Genomic DNA, 17224 nt, shown 5'->3' with positions numbered 1-17224 from the left:
AAGCTAAGAATTCCATTTTTGCCACATTTTGTTCTATTTTAACATCTTTGACACCTTTAAGATATATTTGATGACAATCAAGCATGAAAACCGAATACGAAAACATTACCCCTGACCGTGGCAGTTCGTTTAGAGTACTGCATTGGTATGCTGACCATGATCGTTTTTTTTGGCACCAACACCCCGAATACGAAATCGTCTACATCCACAAAGGCTCCGGCAAACGCCACATCGGTCAGCACCTTTCTTATTTTGAAGAAGGAGCACTCATGTTTATCGGCCCCAATGTCCCCCATCTCAATTTTGGATATGGCGCTGAAGACAAGCACGAAGAAATCGTGATTCAGCTGCGAGCAGATTTCTTGGGAGAACATTTTCTACAAAGTCCCGAACTTCAGGACGTCAAGCGCCTCTTTGAGCGCTCCAAACAAGGTATCAGCTTCTATGGCGACACCCGTAGCCAAGTGGCGAATCAAATGTGCCAACTACCACAGCTGAATCATTTTGAGCGACTCATCCAGCTTCTTACTATCTTACAAAACCTTGCTATTTCCAAAGAATACACTTTATTGAATATAAGCGGTCTTAGTTACGAAAATAGTCACCGCCAAGAAGCACGCATCCGCCAAGTGTATGCCTATGTAGAGCAAAACTATCAAAACGAAATTGACCTTAAAACAATAGCAGATTTAGCTAGCTTGACAGTACCCTCCTTTTGTCGGTATTTCAAAAAGATCACCCAGATGACTTTTACTGATTTTGTGAATGAGTACCGGATCCAGCAATCTTGCAAGATGCTTATGCAAAACCAGTCTATCACAGACGTATGCTACCATAATGGATTCAACAATCTTTCACACTTCACCAAAACCTTTAGGAAGGTCACTGGCAAAACCCCCCGCGACTACCGCAAAGAAATAGCGTAATTTTAGATTTGCAAGACTTAGGTATTTATAAAAAACATGCCCCCGCTCCAAGGGAACGGGGGCAGTGCTACACACTTTACCCTACTTTGAAAATACCTTTAATATCTATAATCTTAGCTTTGTGTTGTGTTCAAAACCGAACAACTATTAGCTATATTTTTGTCATTGTTTGATGTTTCGAAGATAATGGATTTTTTTTTACCAATAGAAGTAATATTCGTCAGGTTTTCGGCGAAACCTACTTTTTGAACCGTGAAATCTAACTTTTTGGCGGTGAAATGACTATTTTGCCCGGTGAAATGACTATAACGCGGCCTCATTTAAAGCCTCTTGGCGCTTCTTTCCTCACTTACATTAAGCCAAAAAACCATAAAATTTCATTTTGTATCTCCCAAATCTTGAATCCAAATGCTTTTTTCTCATAAAAACTGACGAATGTCAGTTTTTATTCACTGCATCACACCACCCTCACCTACACTCTATAGCCTAAGCTTTTCTTGATTACTTTTAAAGAAAAGGTGCTATTGAGCGTGCCAATATTTTCAATCCTCGAAAGTTTGTTTCTTACAAAACCATGATACTCGTCCAAACTCCCGACGTTGATTTTTAGTAAAAAATCTACTTGCCCTGCCATATGGTAACACTCCTGTACCTCTTCCAACTTTTGGATTTCTTCTTCAAAATTTTCAATAAATGCTTTGTCATGATAGCGCATTGACACTTGGCAAAAAATAGTAATCGGCTGCCCCAACAAATCCTTATCAAGAATAGCCACATACTGTTTGATAAAACCCAGATTTTCGAGTCGTTTGATTCGCTCATACACGGGTGAGAGCGTGAGCCCTAAGGTAGCGGCCAATTCCTTGGTCGTAAGTTTAGCATCTGCTTGTAGTAGTCTTAGTAGTTTTTTGTCAATTTCATCGAGTTGTTCCATTGCCGAAAATTTTTCTTTCTATAATATCATCCATAAGTACAATTTAGTGAAAATAACTCACTAATTACAAATATACCACAAAATTAACTGATTTTAGTCGACTATTTCATTAATTATCACTGTACAATTAACTTTGTACCATTAATTACACTTTATCAACACCCCAAAAATCACCCTTTTTAGGGTTATGTTATGAAGCAAGACACTGTTTTAATCATTGGGGCTAATGGTCAAATTGGGACGGCGCTCTTGCCCCAGCTCCAGCATTTGTACGGTTATGATCGGGTAATCGCCACCGATATCCGCCCTTCCTTACAATCTACCGATATCTTCGAAACGCTAGATGCGACCGATGCCGCCGCCATAGCAACGATTGTAAAAAAATACCGTATTACGCAGATTTATCACTTGGCGGCTGTGCTGTCGGCCAAAGGCGAAACTGACCCACTTTGGGCTTGGAACCTCAACATGCAAACCCTCCTCAATGTATTGGAAGTAGCCCGTACTTACCAAATCCAGAAGGTATTTGTACCGAGTTCGATTGCCGCTTTTGGCGAACATGCCCCCAAATACGAAACACCCCAATCGACGCTCCTTGACCCTGCTACAGTGTACGGAATCAGTAAAGTAGCCGCCGAAAACTGGTCGGTTTATTACCATAAAAGATACGGCCTCGATGTGCGTTCGCTTCGCTATCCTGGGGTGATTAGCTATCAGTCCATGCCGGGTGGAGGCACCACCGACTACGCCGTCGCTATTTATCATGCCGCCGTACAAGGCCTTGATTTTGAATGCTTTCTGGCCGAAGATACCCTTTTGCCCATGATTTATATGAACGATGCCCTTCGGGCTACTTTAGAGTTGATGGAAGCTCCGGCTCATCAAATCAGCGTTCGTACTTCTTACAATTTGGCAGGCATGAGTTTCACTCCGGCACAAGTCACGGCTTCGATCCAAACGTATTTCCCTGATTTTAAGACCACTTATCAGCCTGACTTTCGACAAGCCATTGCGGATTCTTGGCCTAAGAGCATCGACGACTCCGTAGCTCGCCACGATTGGGGCTGGAAGCCAGCCTTCGATTTACCCAAAATGACCCATGAAATGATTACGCACTTGACTGAAATATACCATCAAGTCGCCTAGCTCACCTATCAACTCTCTAAAATCATGTACGGAACTATCAAAGAAGAACTTCAGAAAGAATTGGCCGCTATCCAAGAAGCGGGCCTCTATAAATCAGAGCGTATCATTGTCACGCCCCAATCATCGGTCATTGCCGTACAAGACGGGCGCGAAGTCTTAAACTTCTGTGCCAACAATTACTTAGGGCTGTCGTCACATCCTGAAGTAATCAAAGCCGCCCACGAAACCCTTGAAAACCACGGCTTTGGCATGTCATCGGTACGATTTATCTGTGGTACCCAAGATATTCACAAAGAACTCGAACGCCAGACTGCCGACTTTGTGGGTGCCGAAGATTGTATTTTATACGCTGCCGCTTTCGACGCCAACGGCGGGGTTTTCGAACCCCTTTTGAGCGAAGAAGACGCCATCATTTCGGACGAACTCAACCATGCCTCTATCATCGACGGTATTCGACTTTGCAAGGCAAAACGCTTTCGGTACAAGCACAACGACATGGCCGATTTGGAAGCACAACTTCAAGCCGCCGCTAGTTGCCGCCGCAAATTGATAGTCACGGATGGGGTATTTTCGATGGACGGAACCATTGCTCAGTTGGACAAAATATGTGATTTGGCCGACCAATACCAAGCACTTGTGATGGTAGATGAATGCCATGCGAGTGGTTTTATGGGAAAAACAGGGCGCGGCACTCCCGAACACAAAAACGTGTTGGGCCGTATCGATATCATCACCGGAACTTACGGCAAAGCCTTGGGCGGCGCTTCGGGGGGATTTACGGCAGCGCGCAAAGAAATCGTCGAATTGCTACGTCAGCGTTCGCGTCCCTATCTGTTTTCCAACACTTTAGCTCCCTCTATCGTAGGGGCATCGCTCAAAGTATTAGAAATATTGCGTGGCTCAACACACCTCCGCGACAAGCTAGAAGCCAATACCCGCTATTTCCGACAAGCCATGACAGAAGCTGGATTTGATATTTTGCCGGGCGAACATCCCATTGTGCCGATCATGCTCTATGATGCGCCCCTCGCCCAGGAATTTGCCAAGCAACTTTTAGAAGAAGGTATTTATGTCATTGGATTTTTCTACCCTGTCGTGCCCAAAGGTAAAGCCCGGATTCGCGTTCAGATTTCGGCAGGACATGAGCCTGAGCATCTCCAACGCGCCGTCGCAGCTTTTGTGAAAGTAGGGCAAAAATTAGGCGTCATTCCCACCCACGAAGTGGCAGAAAATTAAGCTTTTTCTTTTACCTTTATTCCAGAGTCAGCTTATGTACATAGGCTGGCTTTTTGATTTACCACCATCCCCCTACTACGCATGAAACACACCGCTATTTTATTGATTATCAGCACACTTATTGGTTTTACTAGCAAAGCTCAACACCTAGAAAAGACCAAAGCTAAATACGATTATCATCTGTATTTACCTCAAGACTACCAACAAAACAACAAGAAATATCCCCTTTTGATATATCTCCACGGAAGTTCACAGCGCGGCGATGACCTCAACAAGCTAAAAGGCTACGGGATTCCGCGCGCCGTGGCACAGGGGCTGCATTTTGATTTTATTGCGGTATCGCCTCAGTGTCCTAGCAACAAATACTGGTTTTCGGAAGATTGGTTTTCGGTTTTGTATGCAGAATTACAAAGCAAATACCGTATCGACCCTAGTCGTATCTATCTTACAGGAGTGAGCATGGGCGGCGGTGGGGTATTTGAAGTTGCCAAAGATTATCCCAATACCTTTGCCGCGCTTGTACCTTTGTGTGCATGGCTTAGTGACACCGACCGCCTTTGTGTTCTCAAAAACACCCCCATCTGGACTTTCCACGGCACTGAAGATGAGGTAGTTCCTATTGCTGAAACCGATAGCAAAGTCAAAACTTTAGAAAAATGCCAAGGCCGTATTACCTACACAAAACTCGAAAACGAAGGGCACGGTATTCATTGGCTTTATGAAAAGCGTGACGTTTATGATATTTATAAATGGATGTTGCAGTTTAAGAAGTAAATCTAACACAGCGATAGCTTAACCTAAACTGTCATTTGGGGCAAAAAAGTGGTGCTGCGTCTCCGACGCACAGCCTAAAATTTGAACAATATCTAACTTCTATTGTCCAAATTTAGGAGATACAAACTCCCATTCTTTGATGTGGGAAGGTACATGTTCGCGCTCCACTATCTCATCAAACTCTCGAACCAATTCAGGGTGTTGAGCGGCCACGTTGGTCGTTTCGCTTTCATCTTTACTCAAATCATACAACTCCCAAGGCCCTTTTCGATTTTTACGAACTTCGGTTTTAACCCCTTTCCAATTCCCCATCCGAATCGCCAACTGCCCTCCTTTTTCGGGGTATTCCCAGTAGAGATAGGCGTGTTGTTTTTGTTTTGTTTTTTGACCGAGCAAGGTGGGTAAAAAAGAAAGACCGTCTGTATCAATCGGTTTGGTATATCCTGCTATGTCGGCCAAGGTAGCCATCACATCGTATTGTACCGACACATGGTCGGTGACCTGATTGGCAGGAATTTTTTGGGGCCAACGCGCAATCATGGGTTCTCTAATTCCCCCTTCGTATACATCCATTTTGAGGCCGCGCAAATTTGCCACGCTCCTAAAATAAGCAGCTTCTACCCCGCCATTGAAAGTAGCGCCATTGTCGCTCGAAAACATCACGATGGTATTGTCGTCAATTTTCAGGTCTTTGAGCAATTGCATCAATGCCCCCACTTGCTTGTCCATGTACGTAATCATTGCCGCATAAGTTGCTCTAGGATAAGGAGTTGAAGCATAGCTTTTTTCTCCTAAGTAAGGTTTATCCTCAAACTGCCCCACGTATTCGTTGACAGCCTCTTCGGGTGCTTGCAGCGAAACGTGCGGAGTTGTAAAGGGTAAGTATAGAAAAAAAGGACGATTTTTGTTTTCTTTCACAAAAGCCAATGCCTTCTGGGCCATTTTGTCGATAGCATAGTCTTTACCTCTATAATAAGCAAAGGCCGCGTCCGTTGCCGTTTCGGGCGTGAGTTTTTTGTGTACATCAATTACGGGATTGTTGAGCGGAACCGACTTGCCATTTTCCCATAAGTGAGTAGGATAAAAATTGTGAGCTTGCTTTTGATCTAAGTAGCCATAAAAATAATCAAACCCCTGACTATTAGGACTTCCGCTGCTATTGGCCATCCCAAGTCCCCACTTCCCAATGCAGGCTGTCGTATAACCTACCCCTTGCAACATCCGCCCAATCGTAAATGCCCCCGGATAGAGGGGCATCTGCCCCCCTTCCAAAGAATCTGGAAAACCACCCAATTCGTAATTGCCCCGAATATACGAATGCCCCGCGTGCTTACTCGTAAGCAATTGGCAACGCGCCGGCGCACACACAGGGGTACTGGTATAATGTTGGGTAAAACGTATACCCTCGCTTGCTAGTTTATCCAAATGCGGCGTTTTTATTTTTTTTTGTCCATAACACCCCAATTCAGCATAGCCCATATCATCGGCATAAATGTATATAATATTGGGTCGAGTAGTGGGTGGGGTGGTTCTTACAAAGGAAAAACCTACAAGTACTAATAATAAAAGTGGCAACAATCGAATCATGACATAAAAGGTTTCGGGAAGTTAGCTGGCAAATTAGTACAAAGCTTTATTTTGCACAAAAAATATACCTTATCTTATTGTCTATGATTGCAGTCATCCAAAGAGTTAGCGAAGCATCCGTCAAAATCGAAGGCCACCTCAAAGGTCAAATCCAAAATGGATTTCTTGTTTTGTTAGGCATTACCCATACCGACACCGACGAAGACCTAGAATGGTTGGCAAAAAAAATAGTCGGAATGAGAATCTTCTCGGATGAGGAAGGAAAAATGAACCTCGACCTCAAAGCTATCGGCGGAAATATCCTGCTTATCAGTCAGTTTACCCTTCATGCGAGTACCAAAAAAGGAAACCGGCCTTCGTTTATCGAAGCCGCACGCCCTGAAATTGCCATTCCTCTTTATGAAAAAATGATCGTTCAATTATCGGCACTTTTGGAACACCCCATCCAAACGGGCGAATTTGGCGCTGATATGAAAGTTTCGCTACTCAACGATGGCCCTGTTACGATCGTGATTGACTCCAAAAATCGCCAATAATTTATATACCAATTTGCCATTTTTTTATCCTTATTTAACTATGTTTTTTTATCAAAAAGCATTACTTTCATGCCACTATTCTCCCTCAAATTACTGTAATTCAAATTATTATAGTATAAAATAGAATAATCCTAAACACCATATAATTATGTCCCTTATTACCAAACTATTTGCAAAAAGTAATGCTAAAATTATCGAGAAACTAGAAGTTGATATGCACTCCCACCTACTTCCTGGCCTCGACGACGGGAGCCCTGATTTAGAAAGTACCATTCAGTATTTACGAAATCTACAAGAGTTGGGTTTTCGGAAAGTCATCACCACTCCTCATGTGATGACCGACCTCTACCCCAATACTCCTACGAAGATTTTGGAAGTACTCAAAGTAGTTCAAGAAAAAATCGCTGAGATAGGCTTACAAATCAAACTAGAAGCGGCAGCGGAGTACATGATCGACGAAAACTTTGACAAACTCATCGACAATGACGCTGTTCTCCCCATTGCAGGTAAATACCTGTTGGTAGAGCTTTCGTATGTTGCCCCCGTGCTCAATTACGAAAACGCAATTTTCAAGGTACAAGCCCGTGGTTTTGTGCCCATTTTGGCTCATCCTGAGCGTTATTATTATTTTTCAATGGCCGAGCTTGAACATTTACACGAGCTAGGATGCTTGTTTCAAATCAATGTCCTTTCTTTGACGGGCTATTATGGCAAGCATGTAAGTACAGTCGGGCACAATCTCCTCCAAAAAAACATGGTGTCACTTCTAGGTACCGACTTGCACCACAAAAAACACCTCGAAGCGCTCAAACGATTTGCGGCAGACTCAAAACTTAATCGCCAACTCTCCAACTACGAGTGGCTCAATCCCTCACTTTGAGAAAAGACTTTCTTCCTCATTACAAAAACAAAAAAGAGGCTGTCCAAAAAGTCTAGTATCACCAAATTATCTTTGGCGTCTGTTCAACCTCACCCCCTAAATCCCCCTCTCCTTTCAGTAGAGGGGGACTTTTGAGCCCTTCTCCAGAAAGGAGAAGGGTTGGGATGAGGTTGAAACCAAAGAATATTTTGTAACCTGTTTCTTTTTGGACAGCCTCTTTTTTGTATTATTATAAATTTACGTATAACAATTACCGTTACAACCTAATAAGCCATTGGATCACCTTTGAGCATATTATAAACGGTACGAATCACGATCTGCATATCTAATACCAAACTCCAGTTTTCGATATACCAAATATCATAATCTACCCGTTTCCGCATTAGTCCTATTTCGTGGGTCTCTCCTCTAAAACCGCTCACTTGCGCCCATCCCGTAATACCCGGTTTGATACGATGACGAATCATATAATTGCTGATGTGCGGCAAGGTTTCGAGGCTATGCTTAACGGCGTGTGGTCGCGGCCCTACCACCGACATACTTCCCAAAAACACGTTGATAAATTGGGGAAGTTCATCTAAATTGGTACGACGCAAAAACTTCCCGACTTTGGTCACCCTAGCATCGTTTGGGGTCGTTTGTTGAAACCCACCTTTGTCTTTGACCGTTGAGGCATTGTGGTGCATGGTTCTAAACTTCCATACCCCAATATTACGACCTTTCATTCCCCAGCGTTCTTGGATAAAAAACACCGGGCCTTTGGAGTCTAGCCAAATCGCAATCGCAATGATTGGGAATAACCAAGAGGCTACCAACACCAAAAACGCAACGCTAAAAATCACATCAAAGGCTCTTTTTACCATCCACCAGTAATCCATTTCGAGAGGTGTGCTACGCACTGTTATTAAAGGAAAATTACCAAACAATTCTAACGAGTAGCGAGAAGCGCTGAACTGAAAAAAACCTGGCGTAAATCGTACCAAAATCCCTTTGGTATCGGCCCAGTTGATAAGTCCTCTTACGTAGTTCTCCTCAAACTGCCCTTGCACTATCACCAATTCATCAATGGGTTGCAGCTGAATCAGGGCTCTCAAATAATTGAGCGTTTCGGTCAAAGGCAAGCGGTCGGTGAGTTTATAAGCCCACAGCCCCGCAATTTGATACCCAAACTGCGGATTGCCTTCTATCAATGTCTTCAGGCTATCGACCTGCTCCGTCTCCCCCACAATCACCAAATTTTGTTGGTTTAAACCATTGGCTTGAAAGTACCGTAAAATTTTGCGGGAACTGTACATTTTGAGGGTCAATATCGCAGACATTGCCACCACATACACTACCGCAAATAAACGCGCTTTCATGCCGTCGTTTAGGAAAAACAACGACACCGAAATCACCAAAAACTGAACAATGACATTAGGAATAAGCGCCAATATTTCATCCACGAACGTCACCGTCCGAAAATCATCGTATAGTTTTGAAGCTTTTGAAGTAAAATACCAAGTCATGCACAGACCACCCACCACCAACAAATCGACTTGTCTTAAATGACGTCCCACCAACTGAGCTGCAATAAGATACGAAAGCAATGCCACGAAGCCATCCGACACCAAGCGTGTGTAGCTTTGGCGCCTATGAATTCGGTAATTGACCGCACTTGGTAACAATGAGTTCTGTGCCATAACGTTTAAAACTTTAAGGTGGATACTTGTTTATCGTTACATAATTTGTGTGTGTCGAAGCGCAAAATGGCTAATGCATGACTCAAACAAATTCTTGCTTTTTTACAATTTAAACCGATATTCATTCGGTTTATCTCATAAGCAGGGCGCAGTGCACAATTTTACGGACAATTCTTAAAAATTCATAATAAAAAATGGTATATTTTCTCAAAAACTTATCGAATGATATTCCTATTCATAGAATCCCTTTAAAATCGCTATTAATTCTTAAAGTTGTTATATATTCTAATTTTGAGATTTTTATCGGTAATTGTTCATAAACTATTGTTTGTAAAAAACAAAAAAATACAAATATCTTTTTGGTATATACTATTTCGACTGCTGGTATTGCCTTTGTAAATAAAACTGATGATACTGCCGCAGCCTTTGGTCCAGCTGATACCCTACTTGATAGCGCTCCCCAATCTTAAAAGTTCCTGCATACATATACTCCCACCTAAACTCTTCGGTTGTACGTAACCTTACTTTTTTGCCTTGGAGTATTTTTCCCGGCGGAATGGGTACGGCAAAATTGAAACCTGCCGTGGAGCCATTTTGCGTCAGATAGGCAAACAATCCAATTTCTACGTTGGCAAACTGCCGAATAAAATCAAATCTCACGCCTTTGTCATTCCACAAAAACTGCCCTCCTGTTAGTTTAAGGGTAAGGTCAAGCGGTCGAAAACAATAGGCTACGTCTGCCAGCAGCAACAACTCGTAGAGTTGATCATAATAAATCCCCCCTCTCGGATAGTAATAATTGCCCGTTACCCCTATTTCCAAACCATACGACCACGGTTTGTTAAAATCCACGCGACGATATTGCACATTCAGGCCGTACTTATCGTTGTGAAAAAAGCCCAACGAAGCACTTACAAAATGGTCTTTTTTGGCGTAAAATTTATTCAAAAATACGGGTGCGGGTCTGATAATCTGCGGGCGGTTGTCAAGCTCATTGGTAATGGGAAACAGCACTCCCCAATACAGCGTCAATCCAGGCAACAAATACACTTGGCTTTGGAGCAAAATACTGGCATTGCTCCGCACAGGTTTCAAAAAATTCCCAAAACGGGCAGCGAAGACGGGTTGAATCCAAAAATCAAATTTATAATCGCGTCGTTGGTACGGAAAGACCGATAAGGCCCTGTGCGATAATCGCTCTTGTTCACTCAAGGGCAGTACTTCTAAAGTAGGCCCCAAACGGTACTTGGCAATCGGGAGCCCCTGCATGAGTGGTACAAAATCCCGAATGCTTGAATCCTTCACCACTTTCCGCATCTCGTGCAGTCCGATAAATGGATTTCGATAAAGACGTTGTTCGTAATAGACTGTCTTTGTGAGGCTATCTATCCAAACATTTTCAAAATTTCGACTGAGTTTTTGATCTTTTGGGGAGACAGTCTGCGCCAGCAATTGCCCTGCCCCCAAACATCCTACTAAAATCAACAGCCTACTTTTTATCATTACTTACTTTTTTATTTCTTATCAGTAGCTTGCCACAAACTATGATTTGGGGCACACAGCTTGACCCAAACTATGATTTGGGTCAACAACGGCACAACGTCTCCGACGCAAAGCAAAGCCACGGTTAACAGTTACTTCACCTTCCTAGGCAACTTGAGCAGATTGACCCCAAAAGAAGTTCCAAACATAAATTGATCCCCATTGAGCCATCCCGCTTGCACAGTCCACTTTTTAAAGAAAGTAGCGTACGCCCCTACATTCAAGTGCTGAGAATCATACTCTGCCATAAACCCTGCTTTTTGACGAAAACTCAGGCTCAACCCACCAAAAGGCCCTTCCAAATAATGGTTCCGATAGCGCCAAGTACTTTTCTTTTGCCACACAAAATTCGACAAAAAACTGTAATTGGTAGTGGTACTTCCTTGCCGATACACAAAATAAGGACTTCCGTAGCCCGCACTTACTTCCAATTTCCAATCACGCGCTATCTCAAAATGCTTAGTAGCTACCACTACATGCGTGAGCATTGCTCCGTCGATTGTAAAAGGCACCGTCATAATCACCGCCAAGCCAGGGCGTTTTTCGGTTTCTTTCAGTACTTGATACCGCAAATCCATACCTCGGTCACCAATCCCCTCACTCACATCGCTTGTAGGGGTATCGATCATTTGCAAAAGTGTCACTCCTACTTCAAGACGGGGCAGAATTGTCACATTAGCAAACAAGATGCGTTCGGGGTTTTCATTACGGCCTCTCAGTCCGTACCTAATAGGATTGTAGTTATACCCTATTCTAAAAAAACCGTCATCAGTCATAACGGCCGAGGGAGTATACATCAGTCCTGATTTCCCCGAGAGATTCACTTGAGCGGAGGTAGGTAAATACCACCACACCATTATTCCAAAGAGGAGTAAAAAAGTGTGGTGGTGGTTTCGTCTTGCTAGTTGCATCGACGAGCAATGATTATCCTTGATCGTGTTGTTCCTCACAAAGCGCGATGGCTGCGGCTTTGGCTGCATTGGCCTGCGCAAGTGCATTTTGGTAAGCAAGCTCCACAGCTGCATTGCTGTTGTTGCGGGCTGTCAAAGCGTTGTTATTGTTGACCAACTTAGTTTGCGTACATACTTTCTTGTCGGTATTCTCAAAGTTGTTGAGCTGCGTAATAAACACCACCGTTCCAAGGTTAAGCATCGCTTTCAAGGTTGTATAAGTGGCAAGCGGAAGTGAACTTTTAGCGGCCTCCAATGCGGCGGCAGCTGCCGCTTTCGATACCTGTGCTGCTGATCTCAAAGGTTGATAGCGAGCGGTAGCGGTTGAAATACAACTAGTTTCGGTGGCTGCGTTGTTGGTCAAAGTCTGCTGATAAGTAGCCTCTACTTGTGCAAGCTGTGTGGTGCGGTTAGATTGTAGCGTAGTAACGGTGGTATTGTATTGGTTTTCTACGACGTCCAAGCACTGCGACAAAGGATCAGAAGTCACCCGCGCATTTTTAGGAATTTGCAATCCCTTGGTCTTATCTACCAAAGGTGACTCATCCAACGTAGGCAATACCACATTGTTCATGTAAGCTTTGAGGCGTGGGTCATTGGCTACTTTTTCCAAAATCGCCTTGATATTTGCAGGAGCTTCTGCACCCGCTTCCATCGCCGCTAAAGTCTGTGGAGAAATTCCTGAAAGAGCGGCGACTTCGGTCGTATTCAATACCGACGACAACTCCTCAATCGAAGTTTTGAGATTGGCCGGAATCGCACCAGAAGGGGTAATTTGCGCCACCAACTTTTCGATTTCCGCCACTTTGGCCGAGGCTTCAAACGACCCAGGCGTACTTTTGGCAGGCTCAGACTTTTCGATTTCCACTTTTTCCATTTCAATCTTCTTCAGTCCGTCCATGATTTTTTCATTGGGTCCCAGCGGGTCACCCTTTGAGCAGTTGTACATGACCAGCGTCAACGCCAAGCCGTACACCATGAAAGAGAGCATTCGTTTTTTCATTGTCTTCAATTGTTAAGTATGCAGGTTATATCATTACGATTATTTTATTTAATTAAACTAACGTATGAGTATACACGCACAATATCCATGCATCATACTACTTTTAATTGTTATTTTTATATTCGTTTACTATCAGTGTATTTAATTGTGATTATGAATTATCGTTACTTTTTGCCAAACGACATTTCCGCACTTTGATCAAATGCTACCTCATTCTACCACACAGACCATTAGCACCTAGCACAAACACAAATCACAGGTTTTGTGTGCGTTAATACTTTTTCAACAAATATCGTAGGGATTGAATACTTTATAGTATATTACAAATATACGCTTTTTTATTATAACTAACTAACCAAGTCTAAACCCAAAAAACATAACCCACTCATAATCAATAATATAAATTATTTAAAATACAAAAAATACAAAATTTTCTTTTTAAAGTATTATCAATTATTAGTATATTTTACCAAATATAAGCACATAAAAACTTTTTGAAGGCAACCATTTTTAAATCCTGAGACCTATACGGCTGTCGTGTGTGCCTCAAGATTTTGTTCTATCAAAGCTTTTATATTGGTTGCTGACTTTTCTATCGAAAAATACTCGACGTATACTTTTTTGGTTTGTTGGATCATTTTTTCCTTTTTCTCAGCAGTTAGTAGTTCCCATTCTATCAACAAACGTCGCGTACCTTCTAGGGTATCTTTGGCTACCAAGCCTGCTTCTCCCTCGGCAATTTCCCGCCAAATATTTACTTGATCCGAAATCAGCACGGGCTTTCCGCAGGCCAACGCTTCTACCACCGCTATCCCAAAATTTTCTTGGTGACTTGGTAGCACAAAAGCCTCACAACCCTACAATGCGCCCCATTTGGGATCTCCAGTTAGCATTCCTACCAAGCGCACATCTTCTGATTCCTCTACTAAACGAGCCACTTTTTGCCCAAAATCCGTTTCAATACCCGGCCCTGCAATCACTAATTTGGGGAAAGAAGGTGCTTTTTGCTTTACCTCCAGATAGGCTTCCACCAATATATCTAAGCCTTTTTTGGGATGAATACGGCTCAGAAAAAGTAGATAAGGCTCTCCTGGTAGTAATCCTGCTTTTTCGCAAAAGGCTGCCGTCATAGCTGACTCATAAAGCGGTGGGGCTTCTACTCCCAAACCTACTACCGCTTCCAGCGTTGGCCGATAGGGGCTAAAAGTTTCCCGAGCCAGCAATCGTTCGGTTTCACAAGTAAAAAGCAAGGCTGTTGCCTTGTTGACGATATTTCGCTCTACTAACTTCCAAAAAAGCCAATTTCGAATCGCTTTCAAACGTCTTCCTTTCGCTTTTTGAAAATAGGGATCGAGCATCCCGTGAGGCATCACGTATATCGGCTTGCTTTTACCTTTTTCTCTCCACACTTGATAAGCCGCATAGGTATGATACTGCCACAGGCCATGCACTATCACCGCATCAAAGCGCTCCCAGTTTTGCCTAAGCCACGGAATAAGGTTTTTCCCGTACTTCCAAGGGGTCTTTGCAGGACCTTGTCGGTGAGTGGGAATAGATATCCATTGCCTCTCTTGACTGTCTTCATCCAAACATACAATTTCGTTGCGGACACTTAGTGCCTCTAATTCTCTTCCTATGGACAACACTGCTTGGGTTACACCGCCAGCAGTAATATCCATACCTGCTACGAGGTGGAGAATTTTCATGGTTAGTAATTTTCAATAGTAAGGTAACAAAACTGCTAGAGAAGAAGCTTTATCAGCCGTGCTTTTTAAAATCCTCCATGAATACATGCTAGGGTTTTAATACACTAATAATGAACTACTTCTCTGCAATTATACCAAATACCATTTAAATTACTATCAATTGGTACATAAATTTATCTAAAAAGTTATCGAACGGTAGTGTTTTAAAAAGAAGGCAATTTTTTAGACAAATTTTATGACTTTTTTTTCACCATAACGAATTATCAATCCTAACAGAGGAATCGCTTCTAAATAACGTTTGTAGTACTTTGATGGTGCTGACGCAATCCGCACCAACCACCCCAAATACAATTGGTCTGCCCAAGCTGGGATATGCACTTGTTTGCCCGTTTTGAACGCAATCGCCGCTCCCGTGCATATCAAAGCGGGTTGGTAGCTAAGGTGCTTTTTGAGATAGGCCCCCAAAATCTCCTGTGTGCCACCGCCGATGTTAATCAACACCCAATCGGGCTTTTTGGCTTCGATAAACGCACATAAAGCTGCATCTTCCACTTTGCCTTTGGAGTAAAGGGGGGCGATGTAGCAATCTTGCTCCGTAATAGCCACCCCCAATGACTGTAAATAGGACACATTGCTCCGCTGTTCGTCGGGTGTGGGATTGACGAGGAGCAAACGTCGATTGGTTTCTTTGGGAAACTGCTCTACAAAGTAATTGATAAAAGCCAGCCCCGATATTCTCTTAATTTTGGGACGGCGCAGCAAATTCCACAACAACACCATATAACCGCTATCAGGTATCGCTACATCGGCTTGCTGTACCGACTCATAGTACTCCCTTTCGCGGGCGATACTCCCCAAACCCGGCCCCGAAGGAGCCATCATCAAACCTCCTTTTTGATTGAGATACGCATAGCAAGATTCTACCGAGTCGTCCCAAAACGGAATGCCTAATATGTTGATTGTTTTCATTTTTCTTTTGAGAAAACTATTTTAGGGCAGGACAATCATTAGCATACTGATTATCAGGATATTATTTTCAAACTAACTCATTTTCAAATTTGCACATTTACTTAACCACTGCTTTAGCCCCCGCAATACCTACAGCAGCCCCTACAGCACCATAAAAAATATCTCCCCAATCAGGATAGCGACTTGGCAAAAGCATTTGACCAAGTTCGGCTACGGCCACGATACCTACCACGCCCAACCACGCCCAGCCGCGCCACCGCCAATCTTTATTTTTTGACTGTAATACCCATTCTACCCCAAATCCCAGCACGCCCAAAGGCACGGCAGTGCGCAAATTTCCATTTTCATTAATCCAATAGCGAACACTCGCCGGAACGGGCAAAACATCTCCCACGTTAGGATTGGGAATCCAGCTTAAAAACAGCACTAAGATTACAATAAGACAGATTACGTATACTAAAAACTTATGCACACACTATGATTTAATATTCACCATCCTAAAATCACCCCTATAGGATATTCTACTAGACATTCTTGCAAATGGTTTCTCAATCTTCTCATAAAATATTTTGGAGACCAAAATTATTAAAATAAAAGAAAGAATAAACAAGACAATGTATAAGTCTGAAATAACATATCTTTTAGAAAGGTTTATCAATTTTACTCCTAGAGGAAAATGTATTAAGTAAACTGAATAAGAAATTTCTCCGATAAAATTCACAAATTTAGGTATTTTTTTGTCATAAAAAACAATAACACTAAAGGCAAAAAAAGCAGAAACAAACTCTGCAATCTGACCATTAATTAAAATTGAAAATCCTATAATTACTATAGAAATTAAGTTAACATAAAAGTTTCCAATATTTAATAAAAAGAAAAACCCAATAATACCTATAACAAAAAAAATCATGTAAGAAAAAAAAGAAAATATCACAAGCATATTACTATAATAGATAAAAATAGAGAACAAAGTCAGTAAAACCATCATCAATTTTGAGTATTTGATTAGTATTAGAGTTGTTTTCTTGTTGATTACTAACAAGTTATCTTTTTCTTAAAGTCGATTTTGAAGTTCCAAAGGCCTGCGCATAATTCAATACTTTCATCAAATTTTTCCTTAGATTTTCCTCTATACTTGTTAATTAAAATATGATAACGTTTTATTCCTGCAATTGCATTTTCTACAAAAACTCGCTTTTTACTAATAGACTTGTTGTAGTTTTTTTGCTCTAATGTTAAGCTTGGATAAGGATTTTTTTTGCTTTTTTTGGGCTTTTTAAATGGAATCTTTAAAGACAAAAATTTGTATTCTTTCTGAATACCAAGATAACCTAAATCAACATATACATTTTTAGT

17 protein-coding genes are annotated in these 17224 nt (G+C 42.2%); 6 read left to right on the top strand and 11 right to left on the bottom strand.

The window, feature by feature from the left end:
* Positions 1 to 83 precede the first annotated feature (83 nt).
* Entirely contained in the window at positions 84 to 926 is an 843-nt protein-coding gene (locus G563_RS0132140; protein ID WP_028668954.1) for an AraC family transcriptional regulator, read from the top strand.
* 472 nt (positions 927 to 1398) lie between these two features.
* Here the strand turns inward: G563_RS0132140 and G563_RS0132130 are convergent, their stop codons facing one another.
* A complete protein-coding gene (locus G563_RS0132130; RefSeq protein WP_028668952.1) occupies positions 1399 to 1860 on the bottom strand; it encodes an Lrp/AsnC family transcriptional regulator in 462 nt (153 codons plus the stop codon).
* Positions 1861 to 2052: 192 nt separating this feature from the next.
* Between G563_RS0132130 and G563_RS0132125 the strand changes: the two genes are divergently transcribed.
* From G563_RS0132125 to G563_RS0132115, 3 genes are all read left to right on the top strand, one after another.
* Positions 2053 to 3006: an NAD-dependent epimerase/dehydratase family protein gene (locus tag G563_RS0132125; RefSeq protein WP_028668951.1), complete on the top strand. Its 954-nt coding sequence runs from the start codon at positions 2053 to 2055 to the stop codon at positions 3004 to 3006.
* Between the two features lie 24 nt (positions 3007 to 3030).
* Positions 3031 to 4242 carry a glycine C-acetyltransferase gene (kbl, locus tag G563_RS0132120; RefSeq protein WP_028668950.1) on the top strand — a complete coding sequence of 404 codons (1212 nt, stop codon included), beginning with the start codon at positions 3031 to 3033 and terminating at the stop codon, positions 4240 to 4242.
* Positions 4243 to 4323: 81 nt separating this feature from the next.
* Positions 4324 to 5016 (top strand): carboxylesterase family protein, encoded by a 693-nt coding sequence (locus tag G563_RS0132115; protein WP_028668949.1) that lies wholly within the window; start codon positions 4324 to 4326, stop codon positions 5014 to 5016.
* Positions 5017 to 5115: 99 nt separating this feature from the next.
* Here G563_RS0132115 and G563_RS0132110 read toward each other — a convergent pair whose 3' ends face one another.
* Positions 5116 to 6603 (bottom strand): arylsulfatase, encoded by a 1488-nt coding sequence (locus G563_RS0132110; protein WP_037328788.1) that lies wholly within the window; start codon positions 6601 to 6603, stop codon positions 5116 to 5118.
* Positions 6604 to 6686: 83 nt separating this feature from the next.
* On the opposite strand from G563_RS0132110, the gene dtd reads away from it, so the two are divergent.
* The gene (gene dtd / locus G563_RS0132105) at positions 6687 to 7139 is read left to right on the top strand and encodes a D-aminoacyl-tRNA deacylase (protein WP_028668947.1); all 453 of its coding nucleotides are present in this window, start codon (positions 6687 to 6689) and stop codon (positions 7137 to 7139) included.
* Between the two features lie 214 nt (positions 7140 to 7353).
* Positions 7354 to 8019, top strand: coding sequence for a tyrosine-protein phosphatase (locus G563_RS0132100; RefSeq protein WP_211235331.1), 666 nt, complete (start codon positions 7354 to 7356; stop codon positions 8017 to 8019).
* Positions 8020 to 8282: 263 nt separating this feature from the next.
* On the opposite strand, the gene G563_RS0132095 is transcribed toward G563_RS0132100, so the two are convergent.
* From G563_RS0132095 to G563_RS0132055, 9 genes are all read right to left on the bottom strand, one after another.
* A complete protein-coding gene (locus G563_RS0132095; protein ID WP_028668945.1) occupies positions 8283 to 9698 on the bottom strand; it encodes an exopolysaccharide biosynthesis polyprenyl glycosylphosphotransferase in 1416 nt (471 codons plus the stop codon).
* A 369-nt stretch (positions 9699 to 10067) separates the two neighbouring features.
* Entirely contained in the window at positions 10068 to 11201 is a 1134-nt protein-coding gene (locus G563_RS0132090; RefSeq protein WP_028668944.1) for a YjbH domain-containing protein, read from the bottom strand.
* 131 nt (positions 11202 to 11332) lie between these two features.
* Complete coding sequence (locus tag G563_RS0132085; protein ID WP_037328786.1) at positions 11333 to 12151, bottom strand: YjbH domain-containing protein; 819 nt, start codon at positions 12149 to 12151, stop codon at positions 11333 to 11335.
* Between the two features lie 13 nt (positions 12152 to 12164).
* Complete coding sequence (locus tag G563_RS0132080) at positions 12165 to 13193, bottom strand: hypothetical protein (RefSeq protein ID WP_028668942.1); 1029 nt, start codon at positions 13191 to 13193, stop codon at positions 12165 to 12167.
* Between the two features lie 524 nt (positions 13194 to 13717).
* Entirely contained in the window at positions 13718 to 14035 is a 318-nt protein-coding gene (locus G563_RS38755) for a glycosyltransferase (RefSeq protein ID WP_211235330.1), read from the bottom strand.
* Positions 14036 to 14050: 15 nt separating this feature from the next.
* Positions 14051 to 14899 carry a glycosyltransferase gene (locus G563_RS36445; protein WP_211235329.1) on the bottom strand — a complete coding sequence of 283 codons (849 nt, stop codon included), beginning with the start codon at positions 14897 to 14899 and terminating at the stop codon, positions 14051 to 14053.
* Positions 14900 to 15121: 222 nt separating this feature from the next.
* Positions 15122 to 15868, bottom strand: coding sequence for a WecB/TagA/CpsF family glycosyltransferase (locus tag G563_RS0132070; protein ID WP_028668941.1), 747 nt, complete (start codon positions 15866 to 15868; stop codon positions 15122 to 15124).
* 97 nt (positions 15869 to 15965) lie between these two features.
* Positions 15966 to 16340, bottom strand: a complete 375-nt coding sequence (locus tag G563_RS0132065) for a VanZ family protein (RefSeq protein WP_028668940.1) — start codon at positions 16338 to 16340, stop codon at positions 15966 to 15968.
* A 563-nt stretch (positions 16341 to 16903) separates the two neighbouring features.
* A partial coding sequence (locus G563_RS0132055; RefSeq protein ID WP_028668938.1) for a transposase family protein occupies positions 16904 to 17224 on the bottom strand: 321 nt, incomplete at its 5' end.

The organism is Runella zeae DSM 19591 (assembly GCF_000423565.1).
Taxonomy (GTDB): domain Bacteria; phylum Bacteroidota; class Bacteroidia; order Cytophagales; family Spirosomataceae; genus Runella; species Runella zeae.
The sequence above is the reverse complement of the archived record's forward strand: the minus strand, read 5'-3'. Positions and strand labels throughout refer to the sequence as shown.